At 28.6% G+C, this 23,164-nt stretch carries 18 protein-coding genes; 8 read left to right on the top strand and 10 right to left on the bottom strand.

Translation table 11 applies throughout. From position 1 onward, the window contains the following. Positions 1-45 precede the first annotated feature (45 nt). The 6 genes from glsA (at position 46) to I1A51_RS02410 (ending at position 9,362) form a co-directional block, all read left to right on the top strand. The gene (gene glsA / locus I1A51_RS02435; protein ID WP_196890802.1) at positions 46-1,629 is read left to right on the top strand and encodes a glutaminase A; all 1,584 of its coding nucleotides are present in this window, start codon (positions 46-48) and stop codon (positions 1,627-1,629) included. A gap of 237 nt (positions 1,630-1,866) precedes the next feature. Further along, positions 1,867-4,023, top strand: a complete 2,157-nt coding sequence (locus I1A51_RS02430) for a S9 family peptidase (protein ID WP_196890801.1) — start codon at positions 1,867-1,869, stop codon at positions 4,021-4,023. Between the two features lie 92 nt (positions 4,024-4,115). After that, positions 4,116-5,657 (top strand): peptide MFS transporter, encoded by a 1,542-nt coding sequence (locus I1A51_RS02425; RefSeq protein WP_196890799.1) that lies wholly within the window; start codon positions 4,116-4,118, stop codon positions 5,655-5,657. A 24-nt stretch (positions 5,658-5,681) separates the two neighbouring features. Continuing rightward, positions 5,682-7,787 (top strand): peptide MFS transporter, encoded by a 2,106-nt coding sequence (locus I1A51_RS02420; RefSeq protein WP_196890797.1) that lies wholly within the window; start codon positions 5,682-5,684, stop codon positions 7,785-7,787. A 136-nt stretch (positions 7,788-7,923) separates the two neighbouring features. Further along, positions 7,924-8,472, top strand: coding sequence for a thioredoxin family protein (locus I1A51_RS02415; RefSeq protein WP_196890795.1), 549 nt, complete (start codon positions 7,924-7,926; stop codon positions 8,470-8,472). Between the two features lie 83 nt (positions 8,473-8,555). Beyond that, positions 8,556-9,362 (top strand): ABC transporter substrate-binding protein, encoded by an 807-nt coding sequence (locus tag I1A51_RS02410; RefSeq protein ID WP_196890794.1) that lies wholly within the window; start codon positions 8,556-8,558, stop codon positions 9,360-9,362. A gap of 252 nt (positions 9,363-9,614) precedes the next feature. On the opposite strand, the gene I1A51_RS02405 is transcribed toward I1A51_RS02410, so the two are convergent. From I1A51_RS02405 to I1A51_RS02385, 5 genes are all read right to left on the bottom strand, one after another. Then, complete coding sequence (locus I1A51_RS02405; RefSeq protein ID WP_196890792.1) at positions 9,615-10,403, bottom strand: sensor histidine kinase; 789 nt, start codon at positions 10,401-10,403, stop codon at positions 9,615-9,617. 786 nt (positions 10,404-11,189) lie between these two features. Further along, the gene (locus tag I1A51_RS02400; RefSeq protein WP_196890790.1) at positions 11,190-11,528 is read right to left on the bottom strand and encodes a hypothetical protein; all 339 of its coding nucleotides are present in this window, start codon (positions 11,526-11,528) and stop codon (positions 11,190-11,192) included. A 273-nt stretch (positions 11,529-11,801) separates the two neighbouring features. Beyond that, entirely contained in the window at positions 11,802-12,128 is a 327-nt protein-coding gene (locus I1A51_RS02395) for a hypothetical protein (protein WP_196890788.1), read from the bottom strand. Positions 12,129-12,595: 467 nt separating this feature from the next. Beyond that, a complete protein-coding gene (locus I1A51_RS02390; protein ID WP_196890786.1) occupies positions 12,596-14,974 on the bottom strand; it encodes a penicillin acylase family protein in 2,379 nt (792 codons plus the stop codon). 56 nt (positions 14,975-15,030) lie between these two features. Then, complete coding sequence (locus tag I1A51_RS02385) at positions 15,031-15,558, bottom strand: DinB family protein (protein ID WP_231373942.1); 528 nt, start codon at positions 15,556-15,558, stop codon at positions 15,031-15,033. A gap of 277 nt (positions 15,559-15,835) precedes the next feature. Here I1A51_RS02385 and I1A51_RS02380 point away from each other — a divergent pair, with 277 nt between their 5' ends. Both I1A51_RS02380 and galE read left to right on the top strand, forming a co-directional pair. Further along, positions 15,836-16,975: a DegT/DnrJ/EryC1/StrS family aminotransferase gene (locus I1A51_RS02380; protein ID WP_196890784.1), complete on the top strand. Its 1,140-nt coding sequence runs from the start codon at positions 15,836-15,838 to the stop codon at positions 16,973-16,975. Then, positions 16,976-17,989 carry a UDP-glucose 4-epimerase GalE gene (gene galE / locus I1A51_RS02375; protein WP_196890783.1) on the top strand — a complete coding sequence of 338 codons (1,014 nt, stop codon included), beginning with the start codon at positions 16,976-16,978 and terminating at the stop codon, positions 17,987-17,989. It abuts the gene before it with no gap. A 272-nt stretch (positions 17,990-18,261) separates the two neighbouring features. On the opposite strand, the gene I1A51_RS02370 is transcribed toward galE, so the two are convergent. From I1A51_RS02370 to I1A51_RS02350, 5 genes are all read right to left on the bottom strand, one after another. Then, complete coding sequence (locus I1A51_RS02370) at positions 18,262-18,903, bottom strand: YceI family protein (protein WP_196890781.1); 642 nt, start codon at positions 18,901-18,903, stop codon at positions 18,262-18,264. Positions 18,904-18,905: 2 nt separating this feature from the next. Continuing rightward, positions 18,906-20,303: an ArnT family glycosyltransferase gene (locus I1A51_RS02365; RefSeq protein WP_196890779.1), complete on the bottom strand. Its 1,398-nt coding sequence runs from the start codon at positions 20,301-20,303 to the stop codon at positions 18,906-18,908. Then, the gene (locus I1A51_RS02360; protein WP_196890777.1) at positions 20,290-21,072 is read right to left on the bottom strand and encodes a glycosyltransferase; all 783 of its coding nucleotides are present in this window, start codon (positions 21,070-21,072) and stop codon (positions 20,290-20,292) included. Before I1A51_RS02360 ends, I1A51_RS02365 begins: the two co-directional genes overlap by 14 nt. Positions 21,073-21,192: 120 nt before the next feature. Continuing rightward, positions 21,193-22,227: a helix-turn-helix domain-containing protein gene (locus I1A51_RS02355; RefSeq protein ID WP_196890775.1), complete on the bottom strand. Its 1,035-nt coding sequence runs from the start codon at positions 22,225-22,227 to the stop codon at positions 21,193-21,195. Positions 22,228-22,519: 292 nt separating this feature from the next. Then, positions 22,520-23,164 carry a hypothetical protein gene (locus I1A51_RS02350; protein WP_196890773.1) on the bottom strand — a complete coding sequence of 215 codons (645 nt, stop codon included), beginning with the start codon at positions 23,162-23,164 and terminating at the stop codon, positions 22,520-22,522.

Here is a 23,164-nt window from a genome sequence, read left to right as displayed (position 1 = left end):
ATAACAATTAATTTTAAGATAAGAATTTGAATAAACCCCAATTTCATGGAAAAATCGAGAAGTAAGAAAATTGAGAACTTAAGTTCTTTTGAAGAAAAAGCAGCAGATTCTCTATTTAAGCAGTTGGATAAAAATGAAAAAGGATATGTAAATCCTGAAACCATTTGGAGAAAATTGGAAAATATGGGAATTTTGGAAGACGATATTCGTCTGAATGAATTTCGAACAACCTTAGAAAATTCTGTTACCGAAAAAGGTATTGACAAAAAATTGTTTTTAAAGCTAGGAAAACAAGATAATTTAGTAAGAAGAGCACTTTATAGAGATTTAATCATTCCTGATTTTAAAGATTTTTGTAAAGAAATAATAAAAATTTATCACGAAGTAGAAGTAAATAAAAAAGGAGAAATTGCAGATTATATTCCTCAGTTAGCACGTGTAAATCCTGAACATTTTGCGCTTTCTATTTGTACAGTTGATGGGCAACGATTTTCGATTGGTGATTCCAAAGATAATTTTTGTGTACAATCTACTTGTAAGCCTATAAACTATTGTATTGCAATGGAAGAACTTGGTGAAGAAACAGTTCACAGACATATTGGACGTGAGCCAAGTGGACGTTCTTTTAATGAGCTTTCCTTAAATCATAAGGGTTTACCGCATAATCCGATGATTAATGCAGGAGCAATTATGGCTTGTTCCTTAATTAAAAGAAATAGTGCAATTGCAGATCGATTTGAGCATATTTCTAGTATTTGGAAGCATTTATGTGGTGGAAGAAACGTACATTTTAATAATTCTGTGTATTTATCAGAAAGACAAACAGCAGATAGAAACTTTGCCTTGGCTTATTTTATGCGAGAAAATAAAGCATTTATGCCAAAAACGGATATTACAGAAACTTTAGAATTTTATTTTCAATGTTGTTCTATTGAATCATGCACGGAAAATTTATCAATTGCAGCAGCAACTTTTGCTAATTCTGGAATAAATCCTTTAACTGGAGAAGCAATTTTTAACGAAAATACTGTTCGTCATTGTATGTCTTTAATGTCTTCTTGTGGAATGTATGATTTTTCGGGAGAGTTTGCTTTCCGTGTTGGAGTTCCTGCAAAATCTGGAGTTTCAGGTTCGCTTTTAGTTGTGATTCCAAATGTAATGGGAATTAGTATTTGGTCGCCTCGTTTGGATAAAATGGGAAATAGTGTTCGTGGTGTAGAGTTTTGTAAGAAGTTAATTGATAAGTTTAATTTTCATATGTATGATTCTTTAATGGAGCAAACTTCTAAGAAAGATCCAAGAAAAAGAAAACATGAATCTAAAGTGAATAAATTAATTAATCTGATTTATGCTGCTGGATATGGTGATTTAAATGAATTACAACGTTTGGAAGCAGAAGGAATGTCTTTAAATAGTTCAGATTATGATGGAAGAACTGCTTTACATTTAGCAGCTTCAGAAAATCAAGTAGAAATTGTGAAATATTTATTGGATAAAGGAGTAAAACATGACTTAAAAGATCGTTGGGGAAATACACCTTTAAATGATGCAATTCGTGGTGATAACAAAGAGATTGTAAAGATATTGGAAGAGGAAATGGTTTTAAAAGATAAGAAGAAAATGAAGTAAAAAGGATTCATTTAATATTTCTAGCTTTTTATTGAAAAATTTTAAACTAAAAAGCCAAAAAATAATACAATTTGAATAAAATTAATAAATATTATAATTCGAATTAGATATATGAATTAATTCGCTGATAAAAAATAACATTCAAAAATAGTTTCTTGCACAAATTTTTCGATTTTTAATGCTAAAAAACCATTAAAATTTCTTAAACTTGGCATTATTTTTTTTAAAAAACATAAGATGAAGAAACTATTTTTGTTTATTCTAGCTATTTCCACAGTAGCTACAGCACAAAAAAAAGATATAACTTTAGAAGAAATTTGGGGAGGAGAATTTAGACAAGACTATCTAAACTCTTTAAACTCAATGAACGGAGACTTTTATACGTTGCTAAACTTTGACAGAGCAACAAGAAGTACATCCGTTGATAAATATTCATATAAAACGCTAGAAAAGGTTGAAACAATTGTAAATTCAAACGATTTACAACAACTAAATTATTTTGATAGCTATGAATTTAACAATGATGAAACAAAATTAATTCTTGGAACAGAATCAGAGCCGATTTATAGACATTCTACTCTGGCTTATTTTTATGTTTATGATATTAATTCACAAAAATTAGAATTAGTTGACGAAGCAAAAATCCAAGAACCAACTTTTTCTCCTGATAGCAAAAAAGTTGCTTATGTAAAAGATAACAACATCTTCATTAAAGATTTTACAACAGGAAAAACAACACAAGTTACCACAGACGGAAAGAAAAATAAAATCATTAATGGAATTACTGACTGGGTTTACGAAGAAGAATTTGCTTTTGTAAGAGCTTTTGACTGGAGTGCAGATAGTAAAAATATTGCTTTTATCCGTTTTGATGAAACAGATGTTCCAGAGTTTTCAATGGATATTTATGGAAATAAATTATATCCAACACAACAAGTTTTTAAATATCCAAAAGCTGGAGAAAACAATTCAGTTGTTTCACTTCATATTTATAATTTAGGGAAAAAAGAAACTACAAAAATCTCATTAGGAGATTACGAATATATTCCAAGATTAAAATGGTCAAATGATGCAAATAAATTAACTGCAATCACTTTAAATCGTCATCAAAATGATTTAAACTTATTTTTTATTGATGCTGCAACATTTGATGCTAAGCCAGTTTTACATGAAACTGATAAAGCTTATATTGAAGTAACAGATTTAAATTTTGAGTTTTTAAAAGATGGATCTTTTGTTTGGACAAGTGATAGAAGTGGATACAATCATATTTATCATTATGCAAAAGATGGGAAGTTAAAAAAGCAGATAACTTCTGGAAATTGGGATGTGACAAAATACTACGGATATAATGAAAAATTAAAAAGAATTTATTACCAATCTGTAGAAGATGGTTCAATTAATAGAACTGTTTATAACATTAAATTAAATGGAAAATCAAAGACGAAATTAAGTGAAAAAATAGGAACAAATAATGCTTCTTTCAGTAAGAATTTAAACTATTTTATCAATAATTTCTCAGATGCTACAACACCTTTAGAATTTGATTTATACAATGCGAAAGGAAAAAAATTAAAGCACGTAAAAGACAATAAAAATTTAGCTAAGAAATTAGCAAATTATAATATTGGAACAAAAGAATTCTTCACAGTACAAACAGGTGAAACAACATTGAATGCTTGGATGATTAAGCCAAAGAATTTTGATCCAAATAAAAAATATCCTTTATTAATGTTCCAATATTCTGGACCAGGTTCGCAACAAGTTGCTAATAGATGGAATAGTTCTAATGATTTTTGGTATTATATGTTAGCTTCAGAAGGTTATATTGTTGCTTGTGTAGATCCAAGAGGAACAGGATATAAAGGAAGAGATTTCAAGAAAGTTACTTATAAAGAATTAGGAAAATATGAAGTGATTGATCAAATTGCTTCTGCAAAGATTTTTGCTAAAGAAGATTTTATTGATGAAAATAGAATCGGAATTTGGGGTTGGAGTTTTGGAGGATTTATGTCTTCAAACTGTTTATTAAAAGGAAATGATGTTTTTAAAATGGCAATTGCAGTTGCTCCTGTAACTTCTTGGCGTTTTTACGACAGTATTTATACAGAGAGATACATGAGAACTCCACAAGAAAACCCAAGTGGATATGACGATAATTCGCCAATTAACTTTGTGAATCAAATGAAAGGAAAGTATCTATTAATTCATGGAAGTGGAGATGATAATGTACATGTGCAAAATACTATGCGTATGATTAATGCAATGATCGAAGCAGATGTTCCTTATGATTCAGAGATTTATCCAGATAGAACACACGGAATTTATAGAGGGAAAAATACACGATTACACCTTTATAAAAAAATGACTAATTTTGTTCGCCAAAATTTATAGAAGCATGAAAAAGTAAAGTGATTTGAACTAAACAGTTGAAGTCACTTTATTTGTTATTAAATGAAATATTAATTAAAAAACATTATAGAAATATGTCGAGTACCGCCATCAATAAACCTCATGAAAGAGAGCTGTTTGGGCATCCAATAGGATTATATATTTTATTCTTCACAGAGATGTGGGAGCGTTTTTCATACTATGGAATGCGAGCTTTATTAACTTTATACATGGTTGCAGAAACTATGGGAGAGAATCCAGGTTTAGGATGGACTTCAGGAGAAGCTTTAGCATTATATGGTTGGTATACGATGTTGGTTTATTTAGTTTCAATTCCAGGAGGATTAATCGCTGATAAATGGCTTGGACAAAAGAAATCAGTTCTAGTTGGAGCATGGATTCTAGTTGCAGGACATGGAGTTTTAGCAATTGAACAAGATTGGGCATTTTATACTGGTTTAGGATTAGTTATTCTTGGAGTAGGTTTATTAAAGCCTAATATTTCAACAATGGTTGGAGGACTTTATAAAAAAGGAGATATCAGAAGAGATAAAGGATTTAGTATTTTTTATATTGGAATTAATTTAGGTTCTTTATTAGCAACAACAACTGTTGGTGTTACTGCTGCTGTTTATGGATGGCATGCAGGATTTGGATTAGCAGGAATTGGAATGTTATTAGGTTTATTAGTTTATATATTTGGTCAAAAATATTTAATCCATGTAGGAAATAAACCTTCTGAAATCAAAGCTTCAGATAAAGGAGAAGAATCTTCAATTGGTCAGATTTTTGCTGATTTATTAAGATCTCCACTACAATTAGGAATTGTTGCTTTAATCTGTGCATACGGAATTTATGCAGGATTTACATATGAAGGAAATGATAGTTGGGCATTTACAGCATTATTTATTTTTATTGGTTTAATTGCTGGAATGTTAATGATGATTTATAAAGAATTAACTACAAAAGTAATGAAAGATAGATTTCTTGTTTTATTACTTTCCTTCTTAATTGTAATTGTTTTCTGGGGAGCTTTTGAGCAAGCTGGAGGATTAATGAGTATTTATACAGAAGAAAAAACAGACCGTAATTTCTTTGGATTATTTGAAATTCCAACGGCAGTTTTTCAAGGATTAAATGCAGCTTTTATTATTATTTTTGCAACATTAGTAGCTAATTATTGGGCAAAAAGAAGACTAAAACATAAAGAAGCTTCTTCTTTATTCAAAATGGGTATAGGTACTATTATTATGGGACTTGGATTTGTTTTTATGATTTTTGCTGTAAGAGATTATGAAGCTTTAGGAGCTTCAGATATGTATTGGTTAGTATTCGCTTATTTATTACATACAATTGGAGAGCTTTGTGCTTCACCAGTTGCATTATCATTTATTACAAAATTAGCACCTGTAAAATATGTTTCATTAATGATGGGAGTTTATTTTGCTTCTACAGGATTAGGAAATAAAGTAGCCGGACTTTTAGGAGAGAGCGCTTCTGAATTGGGAGAGTACGCAATTTTCGCTGGAATTACAGGGTTTACCGTTATTTTTGGTTTATTAGTTGTTTTATTAATTAAACCATTAAAAAGATTAACACACGGAGCAGAAGATCACGAGAAAGAAATAGCACATTAAAATATAGAAATATACGAAACGAACATGGATAGTATTAAGAAACCTAATTTTTTTGATTCAAACGTATTAGGCCACCCAGCTGGTTTATTCGTTCTGTTCTTCACAGAAATGTGGGAACGTTTCTCTTTCTACGGAATGAGAGTATTATTAATTAACTTCTTAACAATGGCATTGGTAGGTTATAACCCTGGATGGGAATGGACGGCTGAAAATGCAGGAGCATTGTTTGGAACTTATGCAATGCTTCTTTATTTAACACCAATTGTTGGAGGGGTTATTGCAGATAAATTTACTGGATATAGATGGGCAGTTGTAATTGGAGCGATAATTATGACTCTTGGTCACGCAGCAATGGCAATTGAAACAGAATTCTGGTTGTATGTTGGTTTAGCATTACTTGTAATTGGTACAGGTTTCTTTAAACCAAATATGACATCTATTATTTCTGAAATGTATAAAGATTTACCAGAAAAGAAAGATGGTGCCTTCACAATTTTCTATATGGGAGTAAACGCTGGAGCATTTTTCGGAATGTTACTTTGTGGTTACTTAGCTGAGAAAGTAGGATGGAGCTGGGGATTCGGACTTGCTGGAGTATTTATGTTATTAGGTACTTTACAATTCTGGTTAGCAAAACCTTTATTCGGTAAAATTGGAGATGTTCCTTCAAAAGTTAAAAAAGACGAGACAGTTGAAACTAAATCTAAAGCTGCTCCTCAAGTTGATGAAAACGGAGATAAATTAAATCCATTTACTTTAGTTGATAAAATATTAATTATCATTACTTCGGTAATTGGTTTAGGATACGCAATTAATGATCCACTTTCTAAAATTGGAAATATTGATTTATTCCCATTTGAAATAGGAGGAATTAGTGGACAATATATAATGGCATTATTTGGATTAGTACTATTCTTATTCCTTGTTATTACTCGTATTGCACGTTATACAAGAATTGTTCGTGATAGAATGATTGCTGTAATTATTTTTGCATTTTTCACCGTATTTTTCTGGATGTCTTTCGAGCAAGGAGCTACTTCATTAGTATTATTTGCAAGAGATTCTGTAAACAGAAGTTTAACTGGGAATGCGGCTTTAATTTATAATATTATTAATGCATTATTAACATTAATCCCATTAGGAATTATCACTTGGGTTTTAATATTATTAGCGAAAAGAACTTGGAATAAAATTCCTGGATCAAACATTGTTTTAGCAATATGTTTTGCTGGAGTTTGGGCGATTGTTGGATGGATGTTAAATAGAGATTTCTCTACAACTTCTTATGATGTTTCTTATAAAGTTGTTGAAATGCCAGTAATGAAAGATGGTATTCACCAAAAAGATGATGAAGGGAAATTAATGTATTCGGAAGTTCCAATGTCACATGATATGGAAGTAAAACCAGAATATAAAGTAATTGAAAAAACAGCATCAATTGCTGAGCCTGTTGAGTTAACTTTACATCAAGATGTAAAAATTATTACAAAAGATAAAGATAATTCGAGCTTTGGATACTTAGATGCAGAAAGATTACAAGCTGCATATGATAGAGCTGCTGAATTAGGAGTTGATCATGCAGTTGTAAATGCAAAAGTTACACAAATTAAAGATAATGAAGTTGAAATTACTGTATCTTGGTTTAGTATCTTAAACTCATTCTTTATTATTGCTTTTGCTTCTATGTTCTCAAAATGGTGGGATAGTAAATATAATCCTTCAGCTGCAACAAAATACGCTTTAGGATTAATAATTATGGCAATCGGATTTGGATTATTAGCATTCGGATCTCATGGTTTACAGGAAGGAATGAAAGTAAGTATGATATGGCTAATTTTAGCATATCTATTCCATACACTTGGAGAATTATGTCTGTCACCTGTAGGACTGTCCTATGTATCTAAATTAGTTCCAGCTAGAATGATAGCATTCATGTTTGGGATGTGGTATTTAGCTATCGCAATCGGAAACAAATTAGCAGCTGTATTGGGTTCTCAAATTGAAAAAATTACAGAAGCTTATTCATTATCAACATTCTTCTTAATCTTTACAATAGTTCCTGTTGTAGCAGGTTTAATAATTTTATTATTAAACCCTATAATTAAGAAATTAATGCATGGAGTGAAATAAGCCAAAAGAAAATATATTTACTTTAAAAACGTCTTAAATTGTGTATTTAAGGCGTTTTTATTTTATTTGTACTATCTTAATGATGTAAAAAAAGCTATTGAAAAACGACAAATTAAGTAACAAAAATATATTTACGATGAAAAAAACTATATTATTAATGTTCGTAATGATGTTATCTGGTTTTACTTTTGCACAACAAGCAGAAATTAATTGGATGACTTTAGAAGAAGCTGTTGAAGCTCAAAAAAAAGAACCAAGAAAGATTATCATGGATGCTTATACTGTTTGGTGTGGTCCATGTAAAATGTTAGATAAAAATACATTTCATAACCCAGATGTTGTTGCTTATGTGAACAAACATTTTTATGCTGTTAAATTTAATGCAGAAGGAAATGAAACTGTAAAATTTAAAGGAAAAACTTTTACAAATCCAGGGTATCAAGCTTCTAGAAAAAATTCTAGAAATAGTTCGCACCAATTAAGTCAAGCTTTTGGAATTAGAGCTTATCCAACATTGATTTATTTGGATGAAAATGCGAATTTAATTGCGCCAGTTCCTGGATACCAAACTCCACAAAACATTGAATTATATTTAAAATTATTTGCTACAGATAAATACAAAGAATTTAAATCACAAGAAGACTTTGTAAATTACCAATCATCGTTTGTGGCAACTTTTAAATAAAAAAAATACAAACTTCATTAAAGAGCCTTTTTAGGCTCTTTTTTTATTTAAATTCGCATCATAATTTTAATTTTTGAAAAAGCATGAAATCTTTTAAAGACCAAATGGGAAGAGAGGTGAACATTGAAAATACACCAAAACGAATCGTAACTTTAGTTCCTTCACAAACAGAATTATTATATGATTTGGGATTAGAAGATCAGATTGTAGGGATTACAAAATTTTGTGTTCATCCATTGCATTTTAAATCGACTAAAAAGATTGTTGGTGGAACTAAAAAAGTGCATTATGATAAAATTAAAGATTTAAATCCAGATTTTATTTTGTGTAATAAAGAAGAAAATGCACAAGATATGTTGGAAGAATTAGAAAAAATAGCTCCTGTTTATTTTTCTGATGTAAAAACAATTCAAGATTCTTTAGATTTAATTTCAGACTTAGGAGAATTATTAAATCGACGTTTTGAAGCAACGAAAATTATCTCCAAAATTAATTTTCATTTAAATGATTTCAAAGAGTTTATAAAAACACAGCCAAACAGAAAAGCTGCTTATTTTATTTGGGCAAAACCTTGGATGGTTGCTGGTCAGGATACGTTTATAAATGAATTGATGAAGTTAAATAAGTTTGAAAATATATATGAGGAAAAAGGAAGATATCCTGAAGTTGAAATTAAGAAAATTAGACTAGAAGGAGACCCAAAAATAGTAATGTTATCTTCTGAACCATTTCCTTTTAAAGACGAACATGCATTTGAATTAGGAAGATTTACACACCATGGAAAAACGATTTTTGTGGATGGAGAAATGTTTTCTTGGTTTGGTTCTAGGTTGATAAAAGCTTTTCCATATTTTAAACAAATACACGAAAGATTAACAATTCAAAAGTAACTTATTAGATTGATTTTTAAATTCGTTTATTTGATAATTATCATAAACCTTTTTATAAAAATCATATACATTTGCAACTGAATAACAAATGGTTTTGAATTTGAAAAATCGTTGTTTTGTTTTAACCTATTTTAATTTGTGTTAAGATAAATATTAATTCATTCCCCAAATTTACTGAATTAAAAAGCATTATTTTTTTCAATTATAGTAATACACAGATTAAAAAAATAAAAGAGGCAAATTGCCTCTTTTTTATACTGTAATAAATGCTTGGAAACCTTCTCCTGGAGCAGTTTTATATTCGATTTCTCCTTTAATTAATTCCACACGACTATCAATATTACTCATCCCAAGTCCTTTTGCTTTTTGAACTTTTTCTAAATCAAATCCATTTCCATCATCTCGATAACTCATTTTAATAGAATCATCATCATTGGTTATGATTTTAATTAAAATATCATTTGCTTTTCCATGTCTTACAGAATTATTGACAAGCTCTTGAAAAATTCTGTAAATATTTAATTCATATGTGGCATTTAATTGCTTATTCTCATATTGAATAAATTGAGTTATTTCTACTTGATCACTTCTATTGTAATCATCTTGCATTTGCTCTAAAGCGGTTTTTAAACCAAATTTTTCTAAAACAGGAGGTAATAACCCATGTGCAATTTTCCTCGAACTGTCAATAGTTTGATTTAAAGTATTAATTGCAGAAACAATATTGTCTTTCGAATTTCCGGTTGTATCTGTGTTATATGTTTGAAGCATTAATTTTACGGCATTCAAACTGGAACTTACATCATCATGTAAATCTTTTGCAATTCTCTTTCGTTCCTTTTCTTGTGTTATGATAGTTTCATGAAGAATTTTAGTTTTATGTTCTACTTTAATTCTTTCCTTATCTAATTGTTCTTTTAAAATCTTCTTCCTTGAAAGAAAGAAAAATACAACAACTAAAGTAGAAAGTAATAAAATAAATATTATACTACCTATTATAATCGTTAATAAGTGCTCTTCAAGGGCTTCATTTGTAATCATAATTTACCGTAGAATGTGGTTGGGAGGTAAATATAAAAATATTTATTCTAATTAAATATGTCTTATTAATATTAAATATGTAGGATGATTTTCGTTAATATATTCTAATTATCTAAAAGATGTTTAGGTTCTAGTATTTCTTTATAAGATTCTCTTAATTGCCTAAAATTGTAGAAAACAGCAGTTAAAAAAGACAAATAAATAATATTATTTATCATTAAGATTAATATTAAAGAATCGTTTTGATTTAATTCAATGAAAGTTTTATAAGAGAAGAAAATAATTAAACTACATGAAAAATAGATAAGTATTGCAGAGTTTATATAAATTAATTCATTCATTTTCTTATTAGAAATGGAAAGAAAACATATATAAAGTGCATAAAAAATAATGAAAGGATAGGTAGAGAAAAACCTAAAAGAATTAAAGAGATAAGTATCACTTATTTGGAAATATGCATATATAATTCCCGTAATAATTACTCCAGTTACAGTTAAAACACTGTATTTTATGATTTTATTTTTTAAGAAATTTTGGAAATAATATGATAGTATTCCAAACTGGAGTACTATCATATAATTTTGTAAAAATACATTGCGGTACCCTAATTTCTGCATTATATTCATGACTAATTCAACAGAAAATCCTGCTATTATATATAATATAAAAGGAAATAGAGTTTTTACTCTATATAATTTATTTCTGAAAATATATATTACTAAAAAAATGTAATATAACAAGATAGCATCTCCTAATCGTCTAAGAATAAAATACAGCAAAATAATATTAATTTAAAGGACTACAATCATTACTTAAATTTAATGGCGGCTCTTGACTACTCATGTCATATACATGATGTCTAGAAGAATCCAAAGCAATTAAATCTCTGTCATTTTCGTCTGCTCCAACAATAAGCAAAACCATTTCGCCACAGTCATTTACACCCAAATAAGATTTTACTCTTTTGACTCCTGGCTCTGATAGAACTTGTTCAAAATTTACTCTATCATGTGAAATTGAAATGATAGAATTTAGCTGAAATTTACATGTGCCTCGCCTCCAATTTTGAATCCATTCTTTAGCTTTTTCAATTGTAATCGCATTGGTAATTGTTTGATTACTCATAGTAATTAATTTTTTAAATTAGACTTCTTTTTCGAGGGCTAAAAATAAAAAAATATATGTGAAAACCAATGATTTAGGTATTATTTTTTTGTAAATATAATTATGATGTAAAAAGATTAAAAACTTTTCAAAAATATTAACATGAATATAGTTTTACAAATTTTTACTTATCTGATTACCTTAGTAATAAATTATTCAATTTTAAAATAAATATAATTTAAAAATTAAACAACGGAAAGTATAAAATATAATTAAGATTAGTTATTACTGATTTTAATCTAAAGGACTAAACTTAGGTGCACATCTTGGTGGACAAACTTTTGAAAAATCGTAGATATGATGATTTGAAGGATCATTCGCAAATAAATCATTATCAAAATCATCTGTACCAACTATTAACAAAACCATTTGATTTTGATCATTTACACCTAAATATGATTTTACTCTTGTAACATTTGGTTCCGCTAAAACTTGATCAAAATTAATTCTTTCCATACTGATTGATTTGATAAAAGTAGGATTTATAATTGTTCCTTTTCTCCAATTTTTTACCCAACGAATTGCAGTTTCTAGTGTTATTGTATTCTTTAAATTTCTCATAGTATTTAATTTTAAATTAGACTTCTTTTTCATGTATCATTTTGATTAAATATGCGTTAGATTCATATTTAATCTTTCTTTTTTGGCAATAGAATTTCATGTCGCTTTTTGAAAGCAACTTTTAAAATTCTTTTATTAATAAATTATGGTAGAATACTTTTATTCTGAATTTTTAGGGTATAAGAATTTAGGCTTATAAAAGTGAGATTTTCATTTTATAAACATTAAAACCAAAAAATATTCATTCAAATAAAAGCGAAAAAATAGGACATTTCCCTATTGTTTATTGGAGGGGAAATATTGTAAAAATATATGTAGAAATTGTATTTTCACAGATGTGTGTTTCCGTAAATTATCAAGTACAACCAAATTTTTAATTTCTCGATTTTTCATAGCAATTCCCTTTATTATATAACCTTTTCTTAATTTTATTATAATAAAAAAAAACTAAAAATCCAAATTAAATTTTATTTTGATGAAAATAATAGCTTATTAGGATAAGATTTTATCTTTTTTTCGTTAATTAACATTTTTCTAAAACTTCCTTTCATGTACATTTCTGATTGATCTTTATAATGTGGGCTTAAAGGGTTTCCTGATTGTCCTGTTGGTGAAATACTGACAGCATTTTCTACATCATTAAAATCGATAATTCTTCTTGTCGAAGGTCCTGCCACAACTTTATAAATTCCAGTACTATCATATTTTGTTTCTTGGTTATTAATAACCTCTCTAGCACCTGGAGCTTCAAATGGACCAACATTAAAAAATGGTCTTAATAAGGCAACTTTTCCTAAAGGGTGTGAAAATTCAACTGTTTGTACTTTTTTCCATTTCCATTTAGCAATATCATCACCAAGTTGATTTTCTAGAAAATCAATTGTTTCTTTAAAAGATTTGTTAACAACTTCTGCTTTATTTTCAACCATCACTGTTCGAACATTATCCCACCAAATTGATTCCTCTTTTTCAGCCAATTGAATGATTGATTTTTTTACTGTAAAAGTTCTTAAAAGTTGCTTGAAAAGTGGTGTTCCAAGCTCGTCTTCATAGGTGTTTCTCAAGAAATTATATTCAAATTTATAATAGATTGTAGAAGCGATACTATTTAATGGACTATCTCCTTTCCAATTTTTTAAAATATTCCAAGCTTTTAATTCATTTCTTGAAAATTCTGTTGTATCAATTGATTGTGCAATATTTGCAACAATTGTTGGTGTTACAGCAGAAGTAACATCTACAATCATTTTTTCTGCATTTTTCGTATCCCATTTTTCATCTTTATCCAAGAAATATTTAATTCTTTTTGCACGATTATCCGGTGCATAATAACCTGGATATAAAAATCCATTTACAGCTTCGGGCTGATTGTTAGCGGAAAAAACATAATTCCATGGTGGATTTATTGCATATGGATTACTTTCATGATCTAAATATTCTGTAGGTAAATCATGTGAAGTTGTTCCATCTAAAATAAATTTACGATTAACTCCTTGATTATTTTTATACAATTTTCCAACAGCAAACCAAGCGATAGAATCTTTATTATTTCCATACATTACATTCAGTCCTGGAGCATTTATCAAATGCATTGCACTTTTAAAATCATGTAAATTTTTAGAATGTGACATACTGTAAACAGCCTCTAGAAGTTTTCCCGGAAATTGTGTATGCATCCACCACATGGCAACAGGTGTTTTCATTTCTACATCATCAAAAACATCATTGATGATTGGTCCTAAATTGCTATATTTTACTGTGTGAATACAAACATCCCCTCCTTTAATTCTAATTTCTTTATTCTTTAAATTATAACGTTCCCAACCCATTTCTGAACGATATTCGTTTTTATTTTTAGAATTATCCTCCAAAGCATAAAAATCTAAATCATCATTTTCAAACATCGTTAAACCATAAGCATATTCACGATTGTGCGCCAATAAAGGAAACGGTGAACAAGCTAAATAATAACCATACATTTCATAATTTGGCGTATTTATATGAGCTTCATACCAAACTGCTGGCTGAGAATAACTAATATGTGGATCATTTGCAAAAAGAACATTTCCATTTTTTGTTTTTTCTGAAGATAAAACCCAACTATTGCTTCCCATAAAAAGAGGAACTTCGGATTCATCTAGAATTTTATTGATTTTTTCCGAAAATTGATTTTTTATATTTTCTTTATCAAAAACAGGAATTTTGGTATAATCTTCTGGTGTAACTAAAGGTAATTCTTTGATATAAGCTTCTCCAAGTTTTTCTTTAATTGCTGTCATCAATGGATCTGTTTTCTGACCTAAAGCAAAACTAAAAGCCATATATCCATAAATATTATAAACATCTTCCAAAGTAAAACGTTCTTTTTGAATACCAAGTAAATAGAATTCTATTGGTGTTGCTCCATCTTCTAAAAATTGATTTACACCATCCAAATATGCTAAAGAAAGTTTATAATGCGTACTGTTTTTATCCAATTGCTGCACACAAAATCTCGAAGTTTCTGCAATTTCCATGGAAGTAAACATTTTATCTACTTCTAACATATCTTTCCCGAAAATTTCTGAAAGTCTTCCCGGACCAATTCTTCGCATTAATTCCATTTGCCAAAGTCTATCTTGTGCATGAACATAACCCAAAACTCGCATAGCATCTTCTTCGTTTTTTGCATAAATATGTGGAATCCCATAATCATCAAAATAAACAGAAGTAGAATCTTTTAAATTTTCAATTCTTAAATGACCTTTATATGTAGGTTTTAAATATTCTTTGAAGAAAAATCCTAAAATCAATAGGATGATAATTAATACAGAAAGTACTTTAAATAATTTTTTGAAAAAGCGCATACCAAATCGTTTTCCTTAAAGATAATTGCTTTTTTTTAATAAGTGAAATTTTAGACCTAAAGCAATTCTAAATATCGTTCTTTTAATATATTTTGATGATGTCTTTGATGTCCAGAAATTAAATATCCTAAAGCACGAACTGAAATATAATTTTTACTTGCAATTCCTTTTTTTAATAGCATTTCTTTTGAAAAAGAAGAAAATAAAGCAATAGATGATTTTCTTACAGCTATAAATTCATCGATAATTTCTTTTTTTGTTCGATTGTTTGCATTGCTATATGGAATGGTTTCTTTTTCATTATAATCAGGCAATTCTGTAAAATCATTTCTTGAAAATCGCATCGCTCGATATCCAAAAACTCTTTCATTGTCAATGATATGTTGCATTAATTCTTTAATCGTCCATTTTCCTTGTTCATAAGCATAATTAAAATCTTCTTCTGAAATAGAAAGAAGCATCGAAATAAGCTCTTTTTCAGAGTTTAACATTGCCTGAATAATATTATTTTCTTGATTTAATTGAAAATAACTTTCATAAAACGGAGCATATTCTTGCGTAGATAAAATGTGACTTTTGTGCATAAAAAAGAATTATAAAAAAATAAATATTTGGTGTAACAATTTAAGGAAAAAGTAGTCTAGTTAGTATATGTTATAAATTAATCAATCGAAATTTTAAAAAATACCAAAAACTTTTGTTTGCTTATATAAAAGGGGTAAGTAGATTTGAGGCTGAATTTTTCAGCCTCTTTTTTTTACACTAAAAAAAGAAAAAAAATTGTAGATGGAATTGTATTTATAATTCGTTGTACAGATTTGATTTATTCGTATTTTTGTGAAATTCATAAGATAATACGATATGAGACAACTTCAAATGGTTGACTTAAAAAGTCAATACGAACATATTAAATCACAAGTAGATAAAGCAATTATTGACGTAGTAGAATCGTCAGCATATATAAATGGACCAGAGGTTCACCAATTTCAAAAAGATTTAGAAGATTATTTAGATGTAAAACACGTAATTCCTTGTGCAAATGGAACGGATGCGTTACAAATTGCAATGATGGGACTTGGCTTAAAACCAGGTGATGAAGTAATTACTGTTGATTTTACTTTCGCTGCAACTGTGGAAGTTATTGGGCTTTTAAATTTAACTCCTGTTTTAATTGATGTGGAAGAAGATACTTTCAACATGGATATTGAAGCATTAAAAAAAGCAATTACTCCTAAAACAAAAGCAATTGTTCCTGTTCATTTATTCGGACAATGTGCAAATATGGAAGAAATTTTAAAAGTTGCGAAAGAACATAATTTATTCGTAATTGAAGATACTGCGCAAGCAATTGGTGCAAATTATACTTTCTCTAATGGAGAAACAAAAAAAGCTGGTACAATTGGAGATGTTGGTACAACTTCTTTCTTCCCTTCTAAAAACTTAGGTTGTTACGGTGACGGTGGAGCAATTTTTACAAATAATGATGATTTAGCACATACGATTCGTGGAATTGTAAATCATGGAATGTATAAAAGATATTACCATGATGTAGTTGGAGTAAATTCACGTTTAGATAGTATTCAAGCTGCAATTTTAAGAATTAAACTTCCTTTATTAGATGGTTATTGCGATGCGAGAAGAAAAGCTGCAACTTATTATAATGAAGCTTTCGCATCAAATGAAAACATCGAAACTCCTGTTGTAAGTGATTTCACAACACACGTTTTCCACCAATATACTTTAAAAGTGAAAAATGTAGATAGAGATGCTTTACACCAACATTTATTAGAAAACAAAATTCCTAATGCAATTTATTACCCAGTTCCTCTTCATTCTCAAAAAGCATATGCTGATGAAAGATATAATGAAGATGATTTTAAAGTAACAAATGAATTAGTGAAAACTGTAATTTCTCTTCCAATGCACACAGAATTAGATGAAGAGCAATTAGCATTTATTACAAAAACTATAAACGATTTTGTAAATAACAATTCAAAATAAATGCAAAAAATTCTTGTTACAGGAGGGTTAGGTTTTATAGGTTCTCATACTGTAGTAGAATTGCAAGAATCTGGATATGAAGTTGTGATTATTGATAATCTGTCAAATTCACAAATTTTTGTCTTAGATAGAATTGCAGAAATTACAGGAAAAAAACCAGAATTTCATCAAATTGATTTAAGAAATAAAGAAGATGTTCAACAGTTTTTTAAATCACAAAAAATTGATGGTGTAATTCATTTTGCTGCTTCTAAAGCTGTAGGAGAAAGTGTAAAAGAACCATTAAAATATTATGAAAATAATATTTCAACTTTGGTTTATGTACTGAAAGAGATGACAGAAAATAATGTAAATCACTTTATTTTTAGTTCTTCTTGTACAGTTTATGGTCAAGCAGATGAATTGCCAATAACAGAAAAAGCTCCTATGAAAATTGCTGAATCTCCTTATGGAAATACCAAACAAATCGGTGAAGAAGTTCTTAAAGAAACAACATCTGTTTCCGATTTAAATGGAATTGCATTGCGATATTTTAATCCAATTGGAGCTCATTCATCTGCAAAAATTGGTGAATTACCAATTGGTGTTCCACAAAATTTGATTCCATATATCACACAAACTGCGATTGGAATTCGTGAAGAACTTTCAGTTTTTGGTGATGATTATGACACAGAAGATGGAACTGCAATTCGTGATTATATTCATGTGGTTGATTTGGCAAAAGCACATATTAAAGCTTTAGAAAGATTGATAAAAAGCAGCAATAAAGAAAAGTTTGAAGTTTTCAATATTGGAACTGGAACTGGAAATTCTGTTTTAGAAATTGTAAAAGCTTTTGAAAAAGTAACCAATCAAAAATTAGCGTATAAAATTGTCGAAAGAAGAGCAGGAGATATTACTGCCGCTTTTGCAGATACAACTTTGGCTGAAAAAGAATTGGGTTGGAAAGCAGATTTAAGTTTGGAAGATTGCCTACTTTCTGCTTGGAATTGGGAAAAAGCAATTCGTAAATAAAAAAAAACAGAACAATTTTTAGTTGATTTATAAAAATAATTGGGAGCTTTCCCCGCATAACATGCGGGGTCGGGCTTTCCGCTATATCTTTTGTTCCATACTTCCACAAAAGGATGTCGCTGCAATCCCTAAGCCGAAGTTCTCCTAAAACATACTTTCGAAATTTTAGAAGATTTTTTAAAATAAAAAACACACTTAAAAAAGTGTGTCAAAAAATCAAACTTAAAATGAAAGCTCAATTTTCACTTAAAAAAAGCAAAAATACGAGCTTTCTAAATCAAATAAACTTGAAACTGAATTTTTACTTTATCCTTAATTGTACTATCCATTAATTCTGTCAAACTAAATAATTTTTCAGATTTTGGACCAATTTTCCATAAAGTTCTATCGATATAAAATTCTTCAGATTTTAAAATAAGTTGCGCATTGTCTTTTTTAATTTTTGCTGGAAAAGAAATTTCGTTTTCAATTCCTCGCATCACCAATTTTCCAGTAATCATGCCATTTGAGAAATCTGTAATATGAAAGTTTGCTTTTGGAAATTTGTCTGCTTCAAAAAAATCAGGATCTATCAAATGATTATAAATTTCCTCATAATCATGATCATCTTTTGGAATATCTGTTACTTCCAATTTCTTGATATCAAATTCAAAACTTCCTTTGATTACATTTTCATTATTTACTTCTAATAAACCTTTTGCCACAGGGAAAATTCCAGTATGTCCACCAGAGATTTGTTTTGCTTCCCAATTTAAAACCGATTTTTCAGTATTTACTTTATAAACTCCATTTATGATTTTTGGAGTTTCATTTACTTGTTCTTGAACTTTAACGGCTGTTGTTTGTTTTGGTTTTTCATTGCAGGAAGCAAAAAATAAAACACTTAAAATGCTAAATAAAATTGTTTTTTTCATGATTATTTATGATTGAAGGTATAAAAGCCTTTGTTTTTGTTAGTTGATTTTAATTCTAATTTTGAAAATAGATTTGGTTCTAATTTCAAAGTATCTTTATGTTCGATAATTGCTTGAAAAGATTCTTTTGTTTTTATTTTTTTCTGAACATCTTTAAAACTGATTTGCTTAATTTTTCCTTGACTATAAAATTGACTGGAATAAGTTTTATCATTTAAATAGAAAAGGGGAGTTTCTTTAGAATTATTTTCCAATAAATATTTATCAGATTTAATGTAGAATTCAAATTGATTTGTCGATTTACTATAAATGAAAACGATAATCGCTAAAAATGGAATCAGAAATCCAATAATAAGTTGTGTTTCTTTAAATTTTATAGTGCTCCACCAATGTGTAATTAATAAAGCAAATGGAACCATTACTGGTAAAATATATGGATGAATTAGACTTTTTGAAACAGTAAAGAAAATTGGTGTCCATATGAACCATAAAAAAAGAAAACTTATCCAAGGATTTTTTATTAATTGTTTTTTTTGTTTCCATAATTTATCAAGAAGAGAGAAACACCAAGGAATTGTGAAGAGAAGTAGGAAAACCCAAACAATTCCTAAAGGTTGAATTTTAGGAAATCCATACTTATCTCCACTCCAAGATGCATCAAAAAAACGTTTGAAGTGCTCACCAACAATAAAATAATTAATAAAACCTTCTGATTCCTTTTCAGCTAAAATATACCACGGAATCGAGACAAACCCCACGATGAATATTCCGATTATCCATGGGAATTTTTTCCAGACGATTATGTGTTTTTTAAAGAGAATTGTCCAAAGAAAAAGAGGAGGAAAAGTCAGGATAAAAACTATCGGTCCTTTTGCTAAAAGTCCAAAACCTAATCCAACAAAAAACAAGTATTTCCAGTATTTTTTAGAATTCTCTCGAAGAGTTTCCCAGAAAGATAACATCACTAGAATAATACAAAAAGAAAGACTGACATCCGTAGAAACCACACCCGTATGAAGTACAAATTCAGGGATTGTCAGCAAAATCAATCCAGGTAAAAAGAAGGAAAGATTTTCTCTTTTTGCATATTTGCCAACCAAATAAATGATGATTATTGATACTAATAAAGACGGAAATCGAACAAAGAATTCGCTAGCTCCAAATAAAGAAATACTTATTGCAGAAAGCCACGTAGAAAGTGGAGGTTTTGCCCAAAAAGGAACTCCATAATCTATTTGCGGTATGATCCATTCATTTGTTTCTGCCATTATCCTAGCAATTTCAGCATAACGAGCTTCTGTTTTATCCATAAAAGGAATCACAGCATTTAAAAAAGCTCGAAGAAAAAGGATACTTAATACAAGAAGTGGAATTGCATTTTTAGTTTTAAGATAACGCATTTTCTAGAGCTTTTTTATTGGTTCTACCCGTCGTTTTATATTTATTTTTAATTCGAAGTAAATCAAACCAAAGTTTAAAGAAATAGGAGAATTTTACTTTCGAATCATCTGTGTCGATCCAGTTTTTTAGAGGAATTTCCAAGCAATTATTTTTTACTTCTTCCTGTCCGAAAGAATGAATTAATCGATGAAAAATTTCCACATCAAAAAGCCATTTTGAGATAAACTTTTCGTGAAAAATATTGCCTGCAATTTCTTTAGAGAAAACTTTACAACCACATTGTGTGTCATAAACTTTGACTTTAAGTTGTAAAGAAATAAGAGTTGCAATTATTCTTCCAATAAAAAATCGATAAAATTTTCTGTCAATTGTAGTGTCTAATTTTGCAATTCGAGAGCCAAAAGCGAAAGAATAGTTTTCATTTAATCTTTGATGAATTTCATAGCATTCTTCCAAGGAAGTTGATAAATCTGCATCAAGATAAGCGATGTTTCGAAACTCAAAACATTTTAAGCAAAGTAAAATTCCTGCTCTTACAGCAAAAGCTTTTCCTCTATTTTCTTTTAAGTTTAAAACTTCAACTTGATTTGGAAATTTTTGTTCTATAGATTCTAAAACTTCTTTTGTATTGTCAGAAGATCCATCATTTACAAAACAAATAAATCTGCTTAAATCCAGAGATAAATATTTTTCAAATATTGCTACTTGAAGTCTATTTTCCTCGTTAAAGCATGGGATTACGATTATTAATTCATGATTAAATTGCATTCTTTGAGGTTTAAAATTGTCAAAAAAATTTCCACAAAATTAAAACCCAATTTCATGTGTAACGATTTGAATAAGTTCTAGAAACAGATGTCGAACTTATTTAAAAACGTATTAATTAAATCATTGAAAATTTTCGTCTTTTTTTTCTAGATTCTTTTTAAAAGCATTTGGAGTCATTCCTTTTTCTTTCTTAAAACAAGTGTAAAAAGAAGTTTTTGAGCTAAATCCAACTTCAAAAGCAATTCCTAATAAAGTATAATTTTTAAATTTTTCATCTTGCAAAGCATTTATAAATTCTTCCACACGATATTTATTCAGAAGATCTTGAAAATTTCCACCAAGATGAAGATTTAAAATTTCCGATAATTGTTGTCTAGAAATTCCCAATTGTTTTGCAACATCATTTACTTTAATTTCCTTGTTTTTAAAAATTTTTTCCTTTTCAAAAAGATCTAAAATTCGTTGCTTTTGTAATTCAATAGTATCTTTTTTTAAGTTAGAACTTTTATATTTCTCCATTTTTGGTTTTGGTAAAATCGATTTAGGATGAGTGATGAAATTAAAAATAATAATATAAAATAAAAGAACAGATAAACCGATGATTCCATAACTTTCGATAAAAGGAATACTATCATGTTGTTGGTAAACAATGTCTGCGATTTTTTCAACTAAAAAAATAAAAGTATAAGGAATCAAAAAGTATAAAACCCATTTTTTCTCTGCTTTTTTATACGTTATATATATAGTGTTGAATAAATAATAGGAAATTGCAATCATTATTGGAATTCGAAGGAAAATTGTAGTAATTGCATTTTCTTCAAAAAAGATATTTTCAAAAATTTCAAAAATTGCAAAGATTAAATAAGGTATAAAATAAACAAGATCTTTTTTGTCAAAGGTTTTTTTATCGGAATATTGGTATTTTATGAACAAGAAGAAAAAAGTGATAAAAAGCAAATCATAAAAGAAAAACCAATGCGCATCTTTCACAAAAAGATTGTAATCATCATCGCCAATCGAATAACCTATAATGGAAATTATAAGTCCAATTAAAAGCCAAAAATTTACAGGTTTGAATTCTTTTTTTTGTCTTATTAAAATTAATAATAAGAATAAACCTTGAAGAATGGCTATAATTTGGATTGTTTGTAACATAAAATACTTTAAAGTTTAAGCTAAGATAATTAAGAATTTTAGGAATCCTTTTGGAAAATAAATTTAAAAAATGCAAAACTATGATTCCGATTAATTTTTTTGAGAAAAAAAGGTTCCAAAAACATATTTCGAACCTTTTTAAAAAATAGGAAAAATATAAATTATTGATATTTATAGGTTTGTGTTTTTTTGTGAAAGTGAATAATTAATTGTTCTTTTAAGCTTTTTAATGATTTTGCTTAAGAATATTATTTAAAAGAGAAGATTTTATTGTAATTTTTCTGAGAATAAATTAAGAAACAATCGTTGATTTCTCTTTATTCATTGCAGAAATAAAATAAACATTGTGTAGTTTTTTTCTTCGAATTAATAAATAAACAGTTGTTGTTCCATTTGCTATAATACAAGAAATAGGATACATAATTGTTGTCAAAGTATAATTTCTTAAAGCAAAAAGAGATAAGATTTGGGTTACATTTGACCAAGTATAAACGGTTAATCCTTCTTCTAAAGGTTTGTTCCAAGATTTTCTCATCGTAGGAATATATGCAACTAAATTGACAACACTTACAATAAGTTCTGAGAGAAAAGGTGTTTTTGTTAGCATCCAAGCAGGAATTGCTCTGATCGACCCAATGAAAAGAAACCAATCTGATTTGGTGATTTTTTTCTCACCATTAGAAATACAAAGAATTGCGATTACAAGACACAATGTTCCATTCATAAAAGTTGGAACAGCTCCCCAATAAGCTCCACCTTTCCATTGTCCAGCAGCTGCGATATAAGTTTGGATTGTCCAAATAATCCATGTGAAAATATGAGGTTTTATTTGCTTTTTAATGATACCGTAGATATAACCATAATTTCCCAAAATCAACACAAGAACTGCAATTATGGAAAGACTTTCTTTGGTTAATAGAAAAGATAAATAGAGCAA

Source organism: Aureivirga marina (assembly GCF_015767265.1).
Classification (GTDB): Bacteria; Bacteroidota; Bacteroidia; order Flavobacteriales; family Flavobacteriaceae; genus Aureivirga; species Aureivirga marina.
This window is presented reverse-complemented; position numbering and strand designations above follow the sequence as displayed.

Excerpts from the sequence above, each read along its gene's own strand:
- glsA (WP_196890802.1), top strand. The coding sequence starts at position 46 with ATGGAAAAATCGAGAAGTAAGAAAATTGAGAACTTAAGTTCTTTTGAA.
- I1A51_RS02390 (WP_196890786.1), bottom strand. The coding sequence starts at position 14,974 with ATGCGCTTTTTCAAAAAATTATTTAAAGTACTTTCTGTATTAATTATC.
- I1A51_RS02360 (WP_196890777.1), bottom strand. The coding sequence starts at position 21,072 with ATGCAATTTAATCATGAATTAATAATCGTAATCCCATGCTTTAACGAG.
- I1A51_RS02400 (WP_196890790.1), bottom strand. The coding sequence starts at position 11,528 with ATGAGTAATCAAACAATTACCAATGCGATTACAATTGAAAAAGCTAAA.
- I1A51_RS02425 (WP_196890799.1), top strand. The coding sequence starts at position 4,116 with ATGTCGAGTACCGCCATCAATAAACCTCATGAAAGAGAGCTGTTTGGG.
- I1A51_RS02415 (WP_196890795.1), top strand. The coding sequence starts at position 7,924 with ATGAAAAAAACTATATTATTAATGTTCGTAATGATGTTATCTGGTTTT.
- I1A51_RS02410 (WP_196890794.1), top strand. The coding sequence starts at position 8,556 with ATGAAATCTTTTAAAGACCAAATGGGAAGAGAGGTGAACATTGAAAAT.
- I1A51_RS02430 (WP_196890801.1), top strand. The coding sequence starts at position 1,867 with ATGAAGAAACTATTTTTGTTTATTCTAGCTATTTCCACAGTAGCTACA.
- I1A51_RS02405 (WP_196890792.1), bottom strand. The coding sequence starts at position 10,403 with ATGATTACAAATGAAGCCCTTGAAGAGCACTTATTAACGATTATAATA.
- I1A51_RS02395 (WP_196890788.1), bottom strand. The coding sequence starts at position 12,128 with ATGAGAAATTTAAAGAATACAATAACACTAGAAACTGCAATTCGTTGG.
- I1A51_RS02355 (WP_196890775.1), bottom strand. The coding sequence starts at position 22,227 with ATGTTACAAACAATCCAAATTATAGCCATTCTTCAAGGTTTATTCTTA.
- I1A51_RS02420 (WP_196890797.1), top strand. The coding sequence starts at position 5,682 with ATGGATAGTATTAAGAAACCTAATTTTTTTGATTCAAACGTATTAGGC.
- I1A51_RS02370 (WP_196890781.1), bottom strand. The coding sequence starts at position 18,903 with ATGAAAAAAACAATTTTATTTAGCATTTTAAGTGTTTTATTTTTTGCT.
- I1A51_RS02385 (WP_231373942.1), bottom strand. The coding sequence starts at position 15,558 with ATGCACAAAAGTCACATTTTATCTACGCAAGAATATGCTCCGTTTTAT.
- galE (WP_196890783.1), top strand. The coding sequence starts at position 16,976 with ATGCAAAAAATTCTTGTTACAGGAGGGTTAGGTTTTATAGGTTCTCAT.
- I1A51_RS02365 (WP_196890779.1), bottom strand. The coding sequence starts at position 20,303 with ATGCGTTATCTTAAAACTAAAAATGCAATTCCACTTCTTGTATTAAGT.
- I1A51_RS02380 (WP_196890784.1), top strand. The coding sequence starts at position 15,836 with ATGAGACAACTTCAAATGGTTGACTTAAAAAGTCAATACGAACATATT.